General features: G+C 70.7%; 21 protein-coding genes. 10 read left to right on the forward strand and 11 right to left on the reverse strand.

Annotated elements, in window-relative coordinates; translation table 11 throughout:
• Positions 1-130: 130 nt before the first annotated feature.
• From KAK06_RS19390 to nifH, 6 genes are all read right to left on the reverse strand, one after another.
• Complete coding sequence (locus KAK06_RS19390; RefSeq protein WP_210803806.1) at positions 131-385, reverse strand: hypothetical protein; 255 nt, start codon at positions 383-385, stop codon at positions 131-133.
• Positions 382-702: a hypothetical protein gene (locus KAK06_RS19395; protein ID WP_210803807.1), complete on the reverse strand. Its 321-nt coding sequence runs from the start codon at positions 700-702 to the stop codon at positions 382-384. The genes KAK06_RS19390 and KAK06_RS19395 overlap by 4 nt, the downstream gene beginning before the upstream one ends.
• A 12-nt stretch (positions 703-714) precedes the next feature.
• Positions 715-1,062 (reverse strand): 2Fe-2S iron-sulfur cluster-binding protein, encoded by a 348-nt coding sequence (locus KAK06_RS19400; RefSeq protein WP_210803808.1) that lies wholly within the window; start codon positions 1,060-1,062, stop codon positions 715-717.
• Between the two features lie 152 nt (positions 1,063-1,214).
• Positions 1,215-2,774: a nitrogenase molybdenum-iron protein subunit beta gene (nifK, locus tag KAK06_RS19405; RefSeq protein ID WP_210803809.1), complete on the reverse strand. Its 1,560-nt coding sequence runs from the start codon at positions 2,772-2,774 to the stop codon at positions 1,215-1,217.
• 34 nt (positions 2,775-2,808) lie between these two features.
• On the reverse strand, positions 2,809-4,275 hold the full coding sequence (gene nifD / locus KAK06_RS19410; protein ID WP_210803810.1) for a nitrogenase molybdenum-iron protein alpha chain: 1,467 nt from the start codon (positions 4,273-4,275) through the stop codon (positions 2,809-2,811).
• A 113-nt stretch (positions 4,276-4,388) separates the two neighbouring features.
• Positions 4,389-5,270 (reverse strand): nitrogenase iron protein, encoded by an 882-nt coding sequence (gene nifH, locus KAK06_RS19415; RefSeq protein ID WP_210803811.1) that lies wholly within the window; start codon positions 5,268-5,270, stop codon positions 4,389-4,391.
• Between the two features lie 429 nt (positions 5,271-5,699).
• Here nifH and KAK06_RS19420 point away from each other — a divergent pair, with 429 nt between their 5' ends.
• From KAK06_RS19420 to KAK06_RS19445, 6 genes are all read left to right on the forward strand, one after another.
• Positions 5,700-6,230, forward strand: coding sequence for a group II truncated hemoglobin (locus tag KAK06_RS19420; RefSeq protein ID WP_210803812.1), 531 nt, complete (start codon positions 5,700-5,702; stop codon positions 6,228-6,230).
• Positions 6,227-6,817: a hypothetical protein gene (locus KAK06_RS19425; RefSeq protein WP_210803813.1), complete on the forward strand. Its 591-nt coding sequence runs from the start codon at positions 6,227-6,229 to the stop codon at positions 6,815-6,817. Before KAK06_RS19420 ends, KAK06_RS19425 begins: the two co-directional genes overlap by 4 nt.
• Positions 6,818-6,939: 122 nt before the next feature.
• The gene (locus tag KAK06_RS19430; protein WP_210803814.1) at positions 6,940-7,767 is read left to right on the forward strand and encodes an NAD(+)--dinitrogen-reductase ADP-D-ribosyltransferase; all 828 of its coding nucleotides are present in this window, start codon (positions 6,940-6,942) and stop codon (positions 7,765-7,767) included.
• A complete protein-coding gene (gene draG / locus KAK06_RS19435; protein WP_210803815.1) occupies positions 7,760-8,689 on the forward strand; it encodes an ADP-ribosyl-[dinitrogen reductase] hydrolase in 930 nt (309 codons plus the stop codon). Before KAK06_RS19430 ends, draG begins: the two co-directional genes overlap by 8 nt.
• Before the next feature lie 34 nt (positions 8,690-8,723).
• Positions 8,724-9,155: an ArsC/Spx/MgsR family protein gene (locus KAK06_RS19440; protein ID WP_210803816.1), complete on the forward strand. Its 432-nt coding sequence runs from the start codon at positions 8,724-8,726 to the stop codon at positions 9,153-9,155.
• A 2-nt stretch (positions 9,156-9,157) separates the two neighbouring features.
• Positions 9,158-9,406, forward strand: coding sequence for an FmdB family zinc ribbon protein (locus KAK06_RS19445; protein ID WP_210803817.1), 249 nt, complete (start codon positions 9,158-9,160; stop codon positions 9,404-9,406).
• A gap of 7 nt (positions 9,407-9,413) precedes the next feature.
• Here KAK06_RS19445 and KAK06_RS19450 read toward each other — a convergent pair whose 3' ends face one another.
• The 4 genes from KAK06_RS19450 to KAK06_RS19465 form a co-directional block, all read right to left on the reverse strand.
• On the reverse strand, positions 9,414-10,583 hold the full coding sequence (locus KAK06_RS19450) for an MFS transporter (RefSeq protein ID WP_210803818.1): 1,170 nt from the start codon (positions 10,581-10,583) through the stop codon (positions 9,414-9,416).
• A gap of 10 nt (positions 10,584-10,593) precedes the next feature.
• Entirely contained in the window at positions 10,594-11,313 is a 720-nt protein-coding gene (locus KAK06_RS19455; protein WP_210803819.1) for a YkgJ family cysteine cluster protein, read from the reverse strand.
• Between the two features lie 16 nt (positions 11,314-11,329).
• Complete coding sequence (locus KAK06_RS19460) at positions 11,330-11,689, reverse strand: hypothetical protein (protein WP_210803820.1); 360 nt, start codon at positions 11,687-11,689, stop codon at positions 11,330-11,332.
• A gap of 125 nt (positions 11,690-11,814) precedes the next feature.
• Positions 11,815-13,302 (reverse strand): DUF2779 domain-containing protein, encoded by a 1,488-nt coding sequence (locus tag KAK06_RS19465; RefSeq protein ID WP_210803821.1) that lies wholly within the window; start codon positions 13,300-13,302, stop codon positions 11,815-11,817.
• 162 nt (positions 13,303-13,464) lie between these two features.
• On the opposite strand from KAK06_RS19465, the gene KAK06_RS19470 reads away from it, so the two are divergent.
• Positions 13,465-13,884: a hypothetical protein gene (locus KAK06_RS19470; RefSeq protein WP_210803822.1), complete on the forward strand. Its 420-nt coding sequence runs from the start codon at positions 13,465-13,467 to the stop codon at positions 13,882-13,884.
• 282 nt (positions 13,885-14,166) lie between these two features.
• Here the strand turns inward: KAK06_RS19470 and KAK06_RS19475 are convergent, their stop codons facing one another.
• Positions 14,167-14,943: a TOBE domain-containing protein gene (locus KAK06_RS19475; protein ID WP_247652995.1), complete on the reverse strand. Its 777-nt coding sequence runs from the start codon at positions 14,941-14,943 to the stop codon at positions 14,167-14,169.
• A gap of 281 nt (positions 14,944-15,224) precedes the next feature.
• Here KAK06_RS19475 and modA point away from each other — a divergent pair, with 281 nt between their 5' ends.
• The 3 genes from modA to modC are packed head-to-tail and all read left to right on the forward strand — an operon-like array spanning position 15,225 to position 17,738.
• Positions 15,225-15,998, forward strand: coding sequence for a molybdate ABC transporter substrate-binding protein (gene modA, locus KAK06_RS19480; RefSeq protein ID WP_210803824.1), 774 nt, complete (start codon positions 15,225-15,227; stop codon positions 15,996-15,998).
• Entirely contained in the window at positions 15,995-16,669 is a 675-nt protein-coding gene (gene modB / locus KAK06_RS19485; RefSeq protein ID WP_210803825.1) for a molybdate ABC transporter permease subunit, read from the forward strand. Before modA ends, modB begins: the two co-directional genes overlap by 4 nt.
• A 1-nt stretch (position 16,670) precedes the next feature.
• Positions 16,671-17,738, forward strand: coding sequence for a molybdenum ABC transporter ATP-binding protein (modC, locus tag KAK06_RS19490; RefSeq protein ID WP_210803826.1), 1,068 nt, complete (start codon positions 16,671-16,673; stop codon positions 17,736-17,738).
• The last annotated feature ends 70 nt before the right edge of the window (positions 17,739-17,808 follow it).

The raw sequence follows: 17,808 nt of genomic DNA on the forward strand, positions 1-17,808 counted from the left end.
GCCCTGCAGTCCTGCGCTGCTCGGCGCCCTCCAATGGCCGGCTCTGCCTGCCTGCCCAGCCCTTGGCGGCACGGTCGATGTACTGCGACGGCCCAGGAAATGCGCCCTGAGCGTCCGCTCAGGGCAGTTCTCAGCCCTCCGCGAGGGCCTCGGTTGCCAGTAGTTGCTCGTACAAAGCGCGTCTGGCATGCCAGCCAGGCCCGGCCCACAGCGGATCGGCCTCGTTCTCGAAGGCCAGCACGGCGCTGGACTCGTCGGGCCAGACCCGGATCTCGTGACCTGGTGGGCCGCCTGCGGCGTCCAGCTTCGCCCGCAGGTCGTCGGCGTCGAAGGCGAACCAGCAGTGCGGGGGCGCGCCTTCGGGCAGCTCGAGCAGGTAGATCACTCGGCGCCCTCGGCGAAGACCTTCTTCCAGCTGGCCTGGCGCAGGCGCTCGGCCACGGCCAGGGGCGAGCCGTCGAAGCGATCATGGAAGCGCCGCAGCGCCGCCTGGGCCACGGAAGCCTCGGCCAGCGTCAGCGGCAGCCGCCCGGCCATGTGGGTGGCCTTGGGGCAGGCGCGCAGGATGGCCTGGCGGTTGGGGTGCTCGTCCAGCACCACCAGCTCGTCGGTCTCGGGCACACCGGCCAGGCACAGCCAGCCGTCGATCACCTCCACCGGACGACCGTCCAGCGTGGTCTTCACCAGGATCGCGTCAGGCATGTCGGTCCTCGCTCAGAAAGTGACCAGGATGTCCTCGTTGCGGACGACGAACTGGCAGGCCAGGCGCCAGGGCGGCGGCATGTCCTTGGTCTCGGCGTCCTCGATCTGCTGCGCGGTGATCTTGCCGGCGAAGCGCAGCACCGTCTTCTCCTTCTCGGTCAAGGCCACGCCATAGGGCGCCTTGTCCGACAGGATGCCGACCTGCACCGAGCAGGAGCCGCATTCGCCGTTCTCGCACTCGAAATCCAGCGGAATCGCATGCGCCTTGGCCACCGCCAGCAGCGTCTTGGTGTCGCCCGCCACCGCATAGACCGTCAGGTCCTTCTTCATGCGCGGCGAAGTGAATGTCACATTGGCCATGATGGTCTTCTGTGTGTGTTGCACCACCGGATAGGGTGCTGCAGCCGCCGTCGCGAGCGGGTCGAGCCGGGGATCGAGGAGCGCAGCCGTACACCCGTACGGCGAGCACCGCAGGCCCCGGGTCGGCCCGCGCAGCAGGCGGATGCAGTGCCCTATCGGATGATGTCGTAGGAGTAGTCGGTCTTGCCGGGGATGATGGTGTTGGCGTCCAGCGTCTCGAAGAACTCGTCGAGCAGCATGATCAGCGTGCGCATCGCCCCGTCGTAGCCCCAGGTGGGGTAGCGGTGGTAGTGGTGGCGGTCGAAGATCGGGAACACCATGCGCACCAGCGGCGTGTTGGTGTCGCGCTCCAGGTACTTGCCGTAGGTGTTGCCGATCAGGAAGTCCACCGGCTCCACGTTCATCAGGCTGCGCATGTGCCACAGGTCGCGCTTGGGGTAGGCCTTGCAGCCGGTGCCGTAGGGCGAGCTGTCGAACAGCGCCTGGACCTTCTTGGCCCACTCCTCGGTGCCGTTGGTGGACAGCACGTGGGCCGGCTCGGCGCCCAGCTCCAGCAGGAACTCGGTCAGGCCCAGCATCTGGTCCGGGTCACCGTACAGCGCGAAGCGCTTGCCGTGCAGGTGGGCCTGGCTGTCGGCCATCGCGTCCACCAGCTGGCCGCGCTCCTTCTCGAGCTGCGCGGGCACCGGCTTGCCGGTCAGCTCGCTGATCGCCATGATGAAGCGGTCGGTACCGGCCACGCCCACCGGGCAGTTCAGCACCACGACCTCCTGGCCCTTCTCCTTCAGGTACTTGATGGTCTTCTCGGTGCAGTACTCCTGGAAGACGATGGTGGCCTTGGCGTTCAGCGCCTTTTCCACCTCTTCCTTGGTGGTGCCGCCGGCGTACATGCGGAACTCGCCGTCGGTGGCGGTGTTCCACACCTCGGACGGGTCGCACAGCAGCGTGTAGTCGACGCCGAACAGATCAAAGATGCGGCGCACTTCCTTCATGTTGCCAACGACGAAACCGTCGAAGCCACCGATGAAGTTGATGCTGTCGTTCGGCACGCGGGTCAGCGGCGTGGTGGTGCCGGCCTTGCCATCCCAGAAGTGCTTGAGCACGCCCAGCAGCGCGTTGTCGTAGCCGGTGATGTGGCTGCCGACGAAGGCCGGGGTGTGGGCAAAGGGCACGTCGAACTCGGCCGGGACCGAGCCCTTCTGCTTGGCGTTCTTGATGAAGGCGTCCAGGTCATCGCCGATCACCTCGGCCATGCAGGTGGTGCTGACCGCGATCATGTCCGGCTTGTACAGGCTGTAGGTGTTGGCCAGGCCGTCGATCATGTTGTTCAGGCCGCCGAAGACCGCGGCGTCCTCGGTCATCGACGAGCTGACGCAGCTGGTCGGCTCCTTGAAGTGGCGGCTGAAGTGCGAGCGGTAGTAGGCCACGCAGCCCTGGCTGCCGTGCACGAAGCTGAGCGTCTTGGCGAAGCCGTTGGCCACGTAGACGGCGCCCAGCGGCTGGCAGGCCTTGGCGGGGTTGACCACCAGCGAATCGCGGGCGAAGTTCTTCTCGAGGTAGTCCTTGGACTTGGTCCAGTCGCGGATTTCCTGGACCTTGGCGTCGGCGTGGTTGAACTCGAAGTTCTCCTTCTTGTTCTTGAACAGCGCCTGGTATTCCGGCTCGCGGAACAGCATCTCGTGGTCGATGACCTTGTCGGCGTTTTGAGGCATGGTGCGCTCCAGTCGAATGGTGTTGCGGGGGGACTCAGGCGGCCTTCTTCCACGGGGCGGACTTGGCCAGCGCCCAGATCGGGCTGCTGATCGCCATGTCCATGTCCCGGGCGAAGATGGCGAAGCCGTCGTAGCCGTGGTAGGGGCCCGAGTAGTCCCAGCTGTGCATCTGGCGGAAGGGCACGCCCATCTTCTGGAAGACGTACTTTTCCTTGATGCCCGAGCCCACCAGGTCGGGCTTGATCGCCTCGGCGAACTTCTCAAACTCGTAGCCGGTGACGTCGTCGTAGATCAGCGTCGAGTCCTTGATGTAGTGGGTGGTGCGCTGGTAGTCGTCGTTGTGGCCGAACTCGTAGCCGGTGCCCACCACTTCCATGCCCAGGTCCTCGTAGGCGCCGATAACGTGGCGCGGACGCAGACCACCCACGTAGAGCATGACCTTCTTGCCCTGCAGGCGCGGCTTGTACTTGGCGATGGTGGCGTCAACCATCGGACGGTAGCGGGCGATGACCTCTTCAGCCTTGGCCTTGATGGTGTCGTCGAAGTGGCTGGCGATCTCGCGCAGGCTCTTCTCGATCTGGGTGGGGCCGAAGAAGTTGTATTCCACCCAGGGAATGCCGTACTTCTCTTCCATGTGCCGGCTGATGTAGTTCATCGAGCGGTAGCAGTGCAGCACATTGAGCTTGGCCTTGGGGGTGTTCTCCAGCTCGGCGATGGTGCCGTCGCCGCTCCACTGGGCGATCACGCGCAGGCCGATTTCTTCCAGCAGGATGCGGCTGGACCAGGCATCGCCACCGATGTTGTAGTCACCGATGATGGCCACGTCGTAGGGCGTCGAGACGAAGTCGGGGCGCTTGTTGGGGTCGGTCTTGTCGAAGACCCAGTCGCGGATCGCGTCGTTGGCGATGTGGTGGCCCAGCGACTGGCTGACACCGCGGAAGCCCTCGCAACGCACCGGCACGATGGTCTTGCCACCGTATTCCTTGCTCTTCTTCTTGCTGACGGCCTCGATGTCGTCGCCGATCAGGCCGATCGGGCACTCGCTTTGCACCGAGATGCCCTTGTTCAGCGGGAACAAGGTTTCGATCTCGTCGATGATCTTGTCGAGCTTCTTGTCGCCGCCGAAGACGATGTCCTTCTCCTGGAAGTCGGAGGTGAACTGCATCGTCACGAAGGTGTCCACACCGGTCACGCCGATGTAGTAGTTGCGGCGCGCGGCCCAGCTGTACTGGCCGCAGCCCACCGGGCCATGGCTGATGTGCACCATGTCCTTGATCGGGCCCCAGACCACGCCCTTGGAGCCGGCGTAGGCGCAGCCGCGGATCGTCATCACGCCGGGCAGCGACTTGATGTTGCTCTTGACGCCGCAGTCGGGCTTGCCTTCCTCGAAGACGCCAACATGCTTGGCGCGGCGCTTGGCCATCTTTTCGGGATAGGCCTTCAGGACTTCGTCGATCAGGGCCTTGTTCTCGGCCTTGCGGTCTTCAACGGTCATGCTCATGGGGAGACTCCATCAAGGATGGTTCGGGGGTGTTCGGTGGGAGCGACGCTTGGCCGAAGGCCTTGTCGTGGTGGGGAGCGGGGCAGGCGCCACGCGGCGCCCGCCCCGGTTCATCAGGCGGCGAGCTCGGCGGCGGTCTTGCCGACCTGGCTCTCGTCGATGGTCTTCATGATCCCGTGCTCCATCAGCAGGTCTTCCAGCTCGTCCATGGTGATGGGGGTGGGGATCTTGCCGTTGCCGGCGTTGGCGTGGACCTTCTGCGCCAGCGTGCGGTACTCGGCGGCCTGGGCGCTGTCCGGGGCGTACTCGATGACGGTCATGCGGCGCAGCTCGGCGTGCTGCACGATGTTGTCGCGCGGCACGAAGTGGATCAGCGTCGAGTTCAGCTTGGCCGCCAGCGACTGGGCCAGCTCCAGCTCCTTGTCGGTCTGGCGCTCGTTGCAGACCAGGCCGCCCAGACGCACGCCGCCCGAGTTGGCGTACTTCAGGATGCCCTTGGAGATGTTGTTGGCCGCGTACATGGCCATCATCTCGCCGGACATGACGATGTAGATCTCCTGCGCCTTGTTTTCGCGGATGGGCATCGCGAAGCCGCCGCAGACCACGTCACCCAGCACGTCGTAGGACACATAGTCCACGCCGTCGTAGGCGCCGTTTTCTTCCAGGAAGTTGATCGAGGTGATCACGCCGCGGCCGGCGCAGCCGACGCCCGGCTCCGGACCGCCCGACTCCACGCAACGGATGTCGCGGTAGCCGATCTTCATGACGTCTTCCAGCTCGAGGTCCTCCACCGAGCCGGCTTCAGCGGCCAGCGAGAGGATGGTGTCCTGTGCCTTGGCGTGCAGGATCAGGCGGGTCGAGTCGGCCTTGGGGTCGCAGCCGACGATGAGGATCTTCTGACCCATTTCCGCCAGGGCGGCCAGGGTGTTTTGCGAGGTGGTGGACTTGCCGATGCCACCCTTGCCGTAGAAGGCGATTTGACGCAGTGCAGCCATTTCAGTTCTCCAATCCAGGTATGAAGTTGGTCCAGCGAAACCGTTGAGGTCCGGTTCTAGCGTTCGTCGCGATCTCGATGCAGCCTTGGGTGCCTCTGTGGTCTTCTTCTGAAGCCCTGGGGGCGATACACGGGTGCCGCGCAGACCCCTTACTGCAACGGCCGTGCCATGTCGCTTGAGATCACTCAAGTGCTTGTTTTTCCGAGGAAAGTGCGCCTCACGGGGTGGGGAGAGCGGCCCCCGACAGCGTGTGCGAAACCCGACAAAATCCGGTCGACGACACGACAGCCCGACGGCCTTCACGCGCGCGCGCCGAGTGCTGCGCGCGGGCGTTCGCGGGGGCGCTCACAGCGGCTGACGCCCGGTGCGGCGCGCAGGCCGATCGGCGCCTCCGCACAGGTGGTATAGCCCTTGCAGTCAGGGTCTGTCATGAGCTCCGCCCTGCCCGTCGTCAGCGCCCCGCCCGCCAACCCGCATTACGCGCGCATCGGTGGGCACGAGGCGATCGTGCGCCTGGTCGAGGCCTTCTACCGCGCGATGGACACGCGCGCCGATGCCGGCGTGATCCGCGCGATGCACGAGCCCGACCTGGCGCGGACCCGGCAGGTGCTGGTGCAGTACCTCAGCGAATGGATGGGCGGGCCGCGCGACTACTCGGCCCAGCGCGGCACGCCGATGCTGCGCCGCCGCCACCAGCCCTTCGACATCGACGCCGCCGCGCGCGATGCCTGGATGGCCTGCATGCGCCAGGCGCTGGCCGAGTGCGTGCCGGACGAGGCGCTGCGCGCCGAGATCGACGCTGCCTTCTGGAAGATCGCCGATTTCATCCGCAACACCGAGGGCGGCGGCCAGCCGCGCCAGCACCCCGGCCGACCGATGGAGGTCGCGCCCCACACCACCCCGGCCACGCACGCCAGTGCGGCCGCCACCGTTTCATCCCCCCACCGGAGTTCGACATGACCGCGATCCAGGACACCGCCTTCGCCCGCCTCGACGCCGAGGGCCGCTTGCTCAACAGCGTGCTGAAGGCACCCACCAAGAAGGCCGGCCGCTTCGGCTTCCGGGGCGACATCGCGCTGAAGTTCCAGGCCAAGCTGGCCGACGAGGCGCGCCCGCCCGAGATCAGCAGCGACCAAGTCATCGCGGTGGCCGAGGCCGGCTCGCCGCACATCAGCTTCCTCACCGGCTTCCTGCTGAGCTTCGAATACGTCAAGCTGCTGGCCGAGGTGCTGGGCGATGCGCTGTCGCCCAGTGGCGTGTACATCCTCTTCTGCGACAACATCGACATCAGCAAGAAGTACACGATGGACTACGCCGGCACCACCTTCGTGATCCTGCCGATAGACGAGGCCACCGTCTACAACGAGCTGCTGGAACTGCTCTACCTGGAAAAGGGCGACCTGAAGAAGCTCGACACCGCCGGCAAGACCGACGCGATTGCCGACAAGGCCGCCAGCTTCAAGGCCAGCTTCCCGAAGATCACCTACGAGGAAGGGCTGGCGCTGATGGGTCCGGTCCGCAACCTCTACGAAAACCGCCCGGTTTGAGCCCCGTCTTCCTGCTGCGCGGGCCGATCTGGCGGCTGTGATGCTCGCCGTACGGGTGTACGGCTGCGCTTCTCGCAGCCAGCTCGACCCGCTCGCGACGGAATCCGGGACTCAAACCCATCATGGCGCCTGATGAGTGCGATCAGCCGCAGCACTGGTACAGCACCAATCTGGTCGGCGTGCCGGCCCCGGTGCTGGCCAGCGCGGCCTACAACGCGCACCCGGTGCCGCTGCGGATTGCGGGCGCGCGCGAGACCCATGGCGGGCTGTTCGCGTTGCTCGGGCGCTGTGGTGAGCTGAGCGAGGCGCGCGAGGTGTTCGTGCATTACCTGGCCATCGTCTTCGGGCTGCAGCGGCCCGATGCGGACGATCACAGTCTGAGCGCGGCCGAGCGGCAGCGCTGGCGGCGCAGCTGGCGCGCGCTGCTGCAGGGCTGGGGCATGGATGCGAACGGTCCGGCCGGCGCGGTGCTCAAGGGCTGGGTGGAGAGCCGCTTCGGCCTGGTGCCGCGCTTCCATGGCGCGCCGCTGCGGCGCTTTCCGTCGCCGGCCTGGGTGGGCTACCTGGAGCAGAAGGTGGCCAGCCGCTACCACGGCAACGCGATCTTCCAGCAGCTGGACCTGCTCTACGAGTTCTGCCAGTGGAGCCTGCAGCGCTACCGGCCGGGCGTGAGCCACCTGCCGCTGTGGCGCGGCACCAACCGCTGCGACGAGCAGATCGTCGCCGGCCGGCTGGCCGACCGCCGCTGCACGCTGGCGCTGAACAACCTGGTGTCCTTCAGCCTGTCGGCCGACGAGGCCGGCTGCTTTGGTGACCGCGTGTTCGTCGCCGAGGTGCCGCTGACCAAGCTGCTGGTGTACCCGGGTCTGCTGCCCGGCCAGGTGCTGCAGGGCGAGCAGGAGGTGCTGGCACTGGGCGGTGACTACGACGTGGTGTTGTGCGATGTCTGACACGCGCGCGCTGTTCGACAGGGCCCTGGGCGCCTACCTGGGCCTGGCGATTGGCGACGCGCTGGGCGCGACGGTGGAGTTCATGCGCCCGCGCGAGATCCGCGCCCAGTACGGCGTGCACCGCGAGATGATGGGCGGCGGCTGGCTGAAGCTGGCCCGCGGTCAGGTGACCGACGACACCCAGATGTGCCTGGCGCTGGGCGACGCCCTGCTGCTGGCCGGCGCACCGCTGCTGGCCGCGCGCGATGACAGCGCCACGCGGCAGATCGCCGAGGCCTTCGTGCGCTGGCTGCGCAGCAAGCCGGTGGACTGCGGCAACACCTGCCGGCGCGGCATCCAGCGCTACCTGAGCGATGGCAGCCTGCAGGGCCCGGCCAACGAGGGCGACGCCGGCAAAGGCGCGCTGATGCGCAACCTGCCGGTGGTGCTGGCCACGCTGCACAACGAATCCCTGCTGGCCCACTGGAGCCTGGCCCAGGCGCGCATCACCCACCACCACCCGCTGTCCGATGCGGCCACGCTGGGCCTGGCCCGCCTGACGCGGGCCGCGCTGCTGGGCGCCGACACCGCCCTGCTGGCCCACCAGGCCCAGGACTGGATCCAGGCCTGGCCCGCGTTCCGCCACCAGCCCTACCCCGGCCGTGCCAGCGCCTACGTGGTGGACACGGTGCAGACCGTGCTGCACTTCGGCTTCACCCATCCCGACTTCGAGCAGGCGCTGGTCGCCACCGTCAACCAGGGCGACGATGCCGACACCACCGGCGCGCTGGTGGGCATGCTGGCCGGTGCCCGCTGCGGCGCCTCGCGCCTGCCGCGGCGCTGGCTGCAGCGCCTGCAACCGGCCACGGTGCAGGCGGTGACCGGCCAGGTCAGCCATCTGCTGGCGCTGGCCGACGAGCTGGCGGCGCCGTCCCCCGGATGAGCCGCATCCGAACCCGAGCGACCACAGGCCCGTGATGACCCACCTGATCTTCTTCGAGAAGCCCGGCTGCGGCGGCAACGCCCGCCAGCGCGCGGCGCTGCAGGCCGCCGGCCACACGCTGGCGGTGCGCAGCCTGCTGTCCGAGCCCTGGACCGCAGCCAGCCTGCTCGCCTTCCTGGCGCCGCTGCCGGTGGCCGGGTGGTTCAACCGCGCCGCGCCCCGGGTGAAGTCCGGCGAGATCGTGCCCGAGCAGCTGGACGCCGACACCGCACTGGCCCTGCTGCTGGCCGAGCCGCTGCTGATCCGCCGGCCGCTGATGCAGCGCTGCGACGACGGCAGCCGCCGCGTGGGCTTCGACACCGCCGCCATCGATGCCTGGGTGGGCCTGGCGCCCGCGACGCTGGCACGATCCTCGCTGGAAGGCTGTGCCCACCCCGCCGAACCCTGCGCCACCCCCGGGAGCTGACCATGCCGCTGTTCGACTACCACTGCACCGCCTGCGCCGCCGACTTCGAACGCCTGGTGCGCGCCAGCGACACGCCCACCTGCCCGCACTGCGGCAGCACGGCGCTGGACAAGCGCGTCTCGCCGCTCGCGCCGGCCGGCAAGATCGAGGCGATCCGCCTGGCCCACCGCCGGGTTGCCGACCGCCAGGGCCTGTTCAACCACTACTCGCCCAGCGAGCGCGCGCGACTGCTCAAGGGCAAGACGGTCTGAGCCCTGCTCAGCCGCCGAGCGCCCGCAGGCGCAGCAGCAGGGCCAGCGCCACCAGGCTGCAGCCGCCGGTGAGCCACAGCGCCGACGGGCCCCAGGCCTCCAAGGCCAGCCCGAACAGCCAGGGCGCCAGCGCCTGCGAGACCCGCGCCGGCATCATCAGCAGCCCTTGTCGCTGGCCATAGCCGGCAGGGCCGAACAGCACCAGCGGCAGCGTGCCCTTGGCAATCGTCAGGATGCCGTTGCCGGCGCCATGCAGCAGGCCGAACATCGGCGCGGCCACCGGTCCCAGCGCCAGCAGCAGGGCCGCGCCCAGCGGGTGCAGGCCGGCGGCCAGGCGCGCCGACAGCAGCGGATGCCAGTGGCGCAGAAACCCGAACTCGGCCAGTCGCGCCGCCACTTGCGCCGGGCCGATCAGGCCGCCGATCCACACCGCGGTGGACAGGCCCACGCCGCTGGCCTGAAGCAGCTGCGGCAAATGCGCCGCCATCGCGGTGGAGTTGAACCAGGCGATGGCGAACACGCCGGCCAGCGCCAGTGTCGTGCCCAGGCCGGGCGGCGCGGGCGCGGTCGTGGGCACCACGTCCGCATCCGTCACCGACGGGTGCGCCAGCGCAGCGCTGCGCGCCCGCGGCACGCTGGCGTGCAGTGGCAGCCCCAGCAGCAGGTGCAGCCCGGCCCAGGCCAGGCAGGCGTCACGCCAGCCGTAGCGCGTCAACAGCCAGGCGCTCAGCGGCCAGGCTGCGGTGCTGGCCAGACCGCCCAGCAGCGTGATGCCGGTGATGCCGCCGCGCGAATCGCTGCCCCACAGCCGCACCAGTGCGGCAAAGGCCGACTCGTACAGTCCCAGGGACATGCCCACGCCCAGCAGCGCCCAGGCCGCGAACAGGCCCGCCGGCCCGTGCACCTGGGACATCGCCGCCAGTGCCCCCGCCAGCACGACATTGCTGGCCAGCAGCACCGGCCGGCCGCCATGCCGGTCCACCCAGGCCCCCGCGCGCGGGCCGCACAGCGCCGACACCACCAGCGCCAGGCTGAACGCGGCAAAGGCCGTGCTGACCGACAGGCCCAGCTCGGCCGCCATCGGGGCGGCCAGCACCGCCGGCAGGTAGTAGGTCGAGCCATAGGCCAGCACCTGACCCAGGCCCAGGGCGATGACGAGAGGCGCGCGCGGGTCCACCCGCGCATTGTCACTTCAGCGCATCGAAGACCCGGGTCATCTCGTCGGCCGGCACATCGTCCAGGGCCGCGCCCGACAGCGGGTCCTGGCCGGCCAGCCAGGCCGCCTCGGTCGCATCGTCATCCAGCGCCAGCAGCAGCGCCGCATTGAGCTCATAGGCACCCCAGGCCAGGCCGGCGTCGCGCAGGGCCGACTGCAGCGCGCCCTGCACCAGCGCGCGCACCAGGCGGTGGCCGGGGCTGAAGGGCACCTCGTCGCGCCGCCCCGCGGCCGCCTCGGCACAGGCCCGCAGGTCGTGCGAGGCATGGCCCCGGCAGGCCAGCGGCCGCACCGCATAGATCACGCACACGCCCTGCGCGATGAAGGGGCAGCGCTGGCGCAGCGCGACGCGCTGGGCCTCGCCCAGGCCATGGGTGGCCGCGTCGGCGGCGCGCACCTGGCCGACCAGGTCGATGCCGCGCGACAGCAACCGCGGCTGCACCGCGCGCAGGAAGGCCGCCACGGCCAGCACCTCGGGCGCGGTGGCCGACACCCGCAGCGTGCAGCAGGTGGCGCAGCCGCGGCAACAGGCCAGTGGCGGCTCGTCGGCGCATTGCTGGGCCACGTTGGCGGCGAAGCTGTCGGCCGCCTGGGCCAGCAGCTGCGCCGCCAGGGTGGCGGCGCCGGCCTGCTGCGCCAGTGTGGCGGCAAAGGCTTGCTGCTGCTGGCGGAAGAAGTCAGGCGCGCTCATCGCTCAGGGGGCGGGCTCAGTAGTGGATCTGGAACCAGTCGGGTTCGCGCCGGTGCAGCTCATCCAGCAGCACCAGCGTGGCCGGCAGCGCGGCGCTGGCCACGTACCAGACGATCTCCCGGCGCGCGGTCTGCTGACGCTCCAGCGCGATGAGCACGGCGCTCCAGGCCGACCAGTCGACCTGCGGCAGGCGCAGCATCACCACCGGCGGCAGGTGGGCCAGCGTGCGGGCGATGTCCAGCAGATGGCCCTCGACCGCGGCGCAGGTGTTGGGGCTGGCGAACAACTCGTCGGCGCCGTCCTCCAGCCCCACCAGCAGGGCCAGCAGCGCATCACCATGGCGGTGGATCAGGTCGAACAGCGCGCGGGCGTACATGGCAGGGCAACGAGGGTGGGTCCGGTTTGTCGGAAGGTCGACAGACGGCAGCGCCACGCGGCGGGCCGACGCGGGGCTGCGTGCAAGACCCGTGCTCACCGGCCCCGGGGCCGTCCGGCCAGGGCTCAGCCCGCCTCGATCAGCCAGGCGAGGTAGGCCTGCAGCGCGCGCACCTGGCGCTCGCCGTGGCGCGCCAGCACGGCGCGCAGCGCGGCCCGGCGCTCGGGCGCTGTGTCGGCGCGCAGCGACAGGCCGTAGGCCTGCAGGGGCGAGCGCAGGCCGGGCTCGTCCAGCGCCTGCGCGCCCAGCCCAGGCAGCACCGCCCGCCACAGCGCCCGGGCCGACCAGGAGCCCGCCTGGTCGGGGTGGTAGGCGTGGGCCCGCCCCAGCGCGAACACATCGACCAGGCCGGCCGCCAGCGCCTCCAGCCGTGCCGCCTGCGCCGGCACGCGCTGCGCCAGTTCACGCAGCCGGTTGCGCTCGAAGCCGGCCTGGTAGGCGAACAGCGTGCCGCCGGGCGGCAGCGCCGCCAGCAGGCGCTGGACGACCTCGGTGCGTGGGTCGGACTGGCCCTCGGCCAGGTGCTGTTGCAGCGTCCAGCCGCCATCGGCGGTGGCCTCGCCCAGCGTCCACTGGAAGGGCAGGATCTGGTAAGGCCGGGTGCCCGACCAGATCGGCACCGCCAGGCCGATGGTCTCGATGCGCAGGAAACGCCAGGGCCGCGGCCAGTGGGCGGCCAGCGCGGCCACACCGGGCTCGCGCACCGGGGCGCCCTGCTGCACGGCGCGTGCGGCGCGACGCAGGCGCGGCTGTGGCAGCGCGGTCAGCGGCACGTCGAGCACGCTGCGGTGGCCCGCCAGCCGCAGTTGCTCGGCGCGCTCGCGGCCCAGGATCTCCAGCGCCTGCGCGGGTGGCACCGCCGCAGGTGCCGGCTCGCCGGCGTGGCAGTGGTCCGCGTAGGCGCAGCCGCCGTCGGCCGCGCAGGGCGCCACCAGGGGCATCGGCGGCTCGCGGCCGTGGGCGCTGCGCTGCAGCGCCACCAGCCACTCGGCCACCGGCCGGCTGCCCAGCATCGGTCCGACGTCGACCTCGCGGAACAGGCCGGCGTAGCAGCCCAGGCCCGGGTACAGGAAGTCGGTGTCGATCAGCAGCAGGCCCACCGACTGCAGCCGCCAGCCGGCCCGCGCCGCGACATGCGCGGCCCAGGCCAGCGCATCGACATCCGGCGCGTCAGCCACCGTGCCCAGGCGAAGGCGCCACAGCCGCCAGCCCCGGGCGCCGCGCTGCATCACGTCGATGCGGCAGCGTGCGCCATCGTCGCTGGCCAGGCAGGCGCCCAGCAGCGCGGCCTCGGGGTCGGGGCGCGCGCTCAGCTCGGCCAGGGCGAGCTGGGTCTGGGCGACGGCACGGACCCAGTCGGCGTCGTCGCGGGGCGCGGCGATCTCGCGCGCGCCGGCATAGGACGCCCGCAGCGCCGCCGCCGCTTCGGCGCTGTCGCCCACCCGTGGCGGTTGGCCGGTCGGCGCCGCGCCCTGGCGGTGCAGCCAGTGCAGGCGCGGGCAGGCGCGCCAGCGGCGCAGGTCCGGCTCGTCGAGGAAGGAGATCGGTGTCATCGTGCGGCAGCCCGGGCGCGACGCGCCCCGGCCTGGTGCCCGGTCGTGTCCGCCCGGCCGCCGACCATGCAGACGGCGTGCCAAGTCGGTGCGAGATCCAGGGTTTTCCCGAGCACGCTTTTTGCAGGTGACCAGGCAGAAACGCGCCTCAGGAGATCCCGCATGGGCCGACAGCTGCACGCCTACCTCGCCCCCACGGCACTGCCCGATGCCGCCGCGCTGCAGCGTGCGCTGGACGCGCTGCAGCTGGGCCTGGAACTGCGCGGCGCCTGGCCGCCTGCCGGCCCGACCGCCGAGCTGCCGCTGTCGCTGTACGGCCAGGACGCCTGCGTGCAGGTGGACTTGCAGGCGGCGCCGCACTGGCCCGAGGGGGTGCCCTGCGAGGTGGATGTGGCCACGCTGGAGCTGATGCTGGCGCTGCGCTGGAGCGGCGGCCCGCGCGAGCACCTGGCCGCGCTGGCCCTGGCTGCGGCGCTGGCCGAGGGCGCCCAGGCCCAGGTGCTGGAGCCCGAGTGCCGGCTGGCGGTGGGGCCCAGCGCGCTGCAGACCGTGGCGCGCGAGATCCGCGACGAGCAGCTCTGATCAGCCGCTCGGCGCCGGCCTGCGGCAGCCGGTGAAGGGTGAGACCGCCCGGCGTGTCGATTGGCACCGTGGATGCGGCGTGCCACGGCCGTGTGATGCCCTTGCGCAGGTCACGAGACACCCACCTGTCGACCCGTCCCGCCGAGCGGGAGGTGACCAGAAGCCCCCGATGCCCCGTGCCACGCGCTCCCCCACCCTGCCCCCTGCTGCCGCCCCCATGCCGCCCCGCATGGCGTGCGGCAGCTGGCGCTGGTGGCGCCGGTCAGGTGCTGGTCAGCGGCCTCAGGCCGGCACCGCCAGCATCACGGCGTAGGCCTTGAAGGTGGCGGTGGCCGCCTGGCCCACGGCCAGGCCCAGCGCATCGACCGCGTCATTGGTGACACTGGCGGTGATGGTGGCGCCGCCCGGCAGCGTGACGCCCACCAGCGAGCTGACAGCGCCCTTCTGCACCCGCGAGATCGTGCCCGCCAGCTGGTTGCGCGCCGACAGCTTGTAGCCGGCAAAGTCGGTCACCAGCACCACCTCGGAGGACTTGACCAGGGCCAGCGCCTCGGCGCCCAGCTTCAGGCCCAGGCGCGAGGCCGCCGCGGCGGTCATCGAGGCGGTGACGGTCTGCCCGTGGCCGATGTCCAGCGTGGCCTGGGTGGTGGCCGGGCCGTCATGCAGCTCGGTGACCAGGCCGGCGAACTGGTTGCGGGCGGTGGCTTTCATGGACAGTCTCCGAAGCAGGTTGGACAGGTGCGATTGCTGCAGCAGCCAGGCCTCCTGCTCGGCCAGGAAGCCGGCGTGGCGGGCCTGCAGCTGGTCCCAGGTCTCGAGCAGGTGGCGGGCGGCGTAGGTCAGGCGCGAGCCGCCGCCACCGCGGCCGCCGGTCTGGCTGACCAGCAGCGGCGAGCGCGCCAGGTTGCCGGCGGTCTCCAGGATCAGCCAGGCGCCCTTGTAGCTGTAGCCCGCGGCGCGCGCGGCCTTCTGCAGCGAGCCGCTGGCGTCGATCGCGCGCAGCAGGGCGAAAAAGCGCGCGTCGAGCCGGCCGGCCAGGCGCAGTTCGCCCTGCAGCAGGGTGGTGTCGCGCCGGGCACCGGGCTCGGTCGGGGCGCCGGGCAGGCTGTCGACAGCGGCGGGAGGTGTGGTTTCCGACAAATCGGACGCTCGTGATGTGCTTGTGTACTGTACGGCGTTGCAAGCAGAAATCACGCCCGGAGGCGCCATGGCTGCCTTTCTCCCAGGGAACAGCAGGCTGGCGTCGGCGTTGGCACGATCGCTGCAACCATGTTCGTGATGTCTTCGATAACATAACGCCACGACTCCGCCCGAGGCTGGCGTTCGACCGGGAGTCCCCGATGCCACCCCTGACCCTCCTGATCCTGCTGCTGGCGGCCCTGTGGGCCCCGGCCGCGGCGTGGGCCGAGAAGATCACCATCGCGGCCGCAGCCGACCTGAAGTTCGCGATGGACGATGTGGTGACCGCCTTTCGCCAGACGAACCCCGGCGATGAGGTGGAGGTGGTCTATGGCTCCTCCGGCAAGTTCTTCGCGCAGATCCAGAACGCTGCGCCCTACGACCTGTTCTTCTCGGCCGACATCGGCTATGCGCGCGAGCTGGCCAAGGCGGGCCTGGCCGCGTCCGAGGTGCGCCCGTATGCGGTGGGCCGGTTGGTGCTGTGGAGCGCCAGCCTGGATGCGCGCGGCATGACGCTGGCCAGCCTGGCCGACCCCAGGATCACCCGCATCGCCATCGCCAACCCGCGCCACGCGCCCTACGGCCAGCGCGCCGAGGAAGCGCTGCGCGCCGCCGGCGTCTGGGCCCAGGTGGAGCCCAAGCTGGTCTACGGCGAGAACATCGCACAGACCGCGCAGTTCGTGCAGACCGGCAATGCCCAGGTGGGGCTGATCGCGCTGGCCTTGGCACTGAGCCCCGAATTGTCGGCACGCGGCGGCCATGCGCTGGTGCCCGAGCGGCTGCACCAGCCGCTGGAGCAGGGCTTCATCATCACGCGGCGGGCGGCCGGCAGCGCACTGGCGCGCCGCTTCGCCGATTTCAGTGCCAGCCCGCCTGCGCGCGCCGTGATGGACCGCTACGGCTTCGTGCTGCCGGCCGGCACCAGCGGACGATGAGCGATCAGGACCTGCAGGCCCTGTGGCTCACGGCCCGCCTGGCCGCCACGGTGACGGCACTGCTGCTGCTGATCGGCACCCCGGTGGCGTGGTGGCTGGCGCGCACCGGCAGCCGCTGGAAGGGCCCGGTCAGTGCGGTGGTGGCGCTGCCGCTGGTGCTGCCGCCCTCGGTGTTGGGCTTCTACCTGCTGCTGGCGATGGGCCCCGAGGGCCTGGTGGGCCGGCTGACCCAGGCGCTGGGACTGGGGCTGCTGCCCTTCAGCTTCGGCGGCCTGGTGGTGGCCTCGGTGTTCTATTCCCTGCCCTTCATGGTGCAGCCGCTGCAGTCGGCCTTCGAGGCCATCGGCGAGCGGCCGCTGGAGGTGGCGGCCACGCTGCGCGCCTCGCCCCTGGATGCCTTCTTCAGCGTGGCCGTGCCGATGGCCGCGCCGGGATTCCTGACGGCCTCGGTGCTGACCTTCGCGCACACCGTGGGCGAGTTCGGCGTGGTGCTGATGATCGGCGGCAACCTGCCGGGCGCCACGCGCGTGGCCTCGGTGCAGATCTACGACCATGTCGAGTCGCTGGCCTACCCGCAGGCGCACCGCCTGGCCGCGGTGCTGCTGGTGTTCTCGTTCACGGTGCTGCTGGCAGTCTATGCCTGGCGGCCCGCCGCCCGGCGGGAGGCCTGAGATGAGGGACATCGAGGCCCGCTTCCAGCTCGAACGCCCGGGCTTCACGCTCGATGTCGACCTGCGCCTGCCGGGGCGTGGCGTCAGCGCGCTGTTCGGCGTGTCCGGCTCGGGCAAGACCACGCTGCTGCGCTGCATCGCCGGGCTGGAGCGCGCGGCGCGCGGCCGCCTGGTGGTGGACGGCGAGGTCTGGCAGGACGGCAGCCGTTGGCGCCCCACGCACCAGCGGCCGATCGGCTATGTCTTCCAGGAGGCCAGCCTGTTTCCGCACCTGTCGGTGCAGGCCAACCTGCGCTATGGCCTGCGGCGCAGCCCGGGGGCCTCGGACACGCCGCTGACGCAGGCGATTGAGTTGCTGGGCATCGGCCACCTGCTGGCGCGCCGGCCGGCGCAGCTCTCGGGTGGCGAGCGCCAGCGCGTGGCCATCGCCCGGGCGCTGGCCGTCAGCCCGCGCGTGCTGCTGATGGACGAACCGCTGTCGGCGCTGGACCTGCGCCGGCGGCAGGAGGTGCTGCCCTACCTGGACCGCCTGCACGACGAGCTGGCGATGCCGCTGCTCTACGTCAGCCACGCACCCGACGAGGTGGCGCGTCTGGCTGACCACCTGGTGGTGCTGGAGCAGGGCCGCGTGCAGGCCCAGGGACCGCTGCGCGAGACCCTGTCGCGGCTGGACCTGCCGATCCGTCTGGGCGAGGACGCCAGCGCCATCGTCGACGCCCGGGTGACCGAGATCGACGCGGCCTGGCACCTGGTGCGCGTCGACTTCGACGGCGGCCACCTGTGGGCGCGCGATCCCGGCCTGGTGCTGGGTCAGCGGGTGCGCGTGCGGGTGCTGGCGCGCGATGTCAGCCTGGCGCTGGCGCCCGGCACCAGCAGCATCCAGAACGTGCTGCCCGGCGTGGTCGACGCGGTGGGTGACGACGAGCACCCCGGCCTGGCGCTGGTGCGCGTGCGCGTGGGCGACGCCCTGCTGCTGTCCCGCCTGACCCGGCGCTCGGCGGCGGCGCTGCAGGTGGCGCCAGGCCAGGCGCTGTGGGTGCAAGTCAAGTCGGTGGCCTTGCTGGAGTAGCCCCGGGCCCGGCCCACCCGGCATGCTGGCAGGGCCCGCGTGCAGGTCGGCGTTCAGGCCAGGCCATCTG

Source organism: Ideonella aquatica, assembly GCF_018069755.1.
GTDB classification, from domain to species: domain Bacteria; phylum Pseudomonadota; class Gammaproteobacteria; order Burkholderiales; family Burkholderiaceae_C; genus Ideonella; species Ideonella aquatica.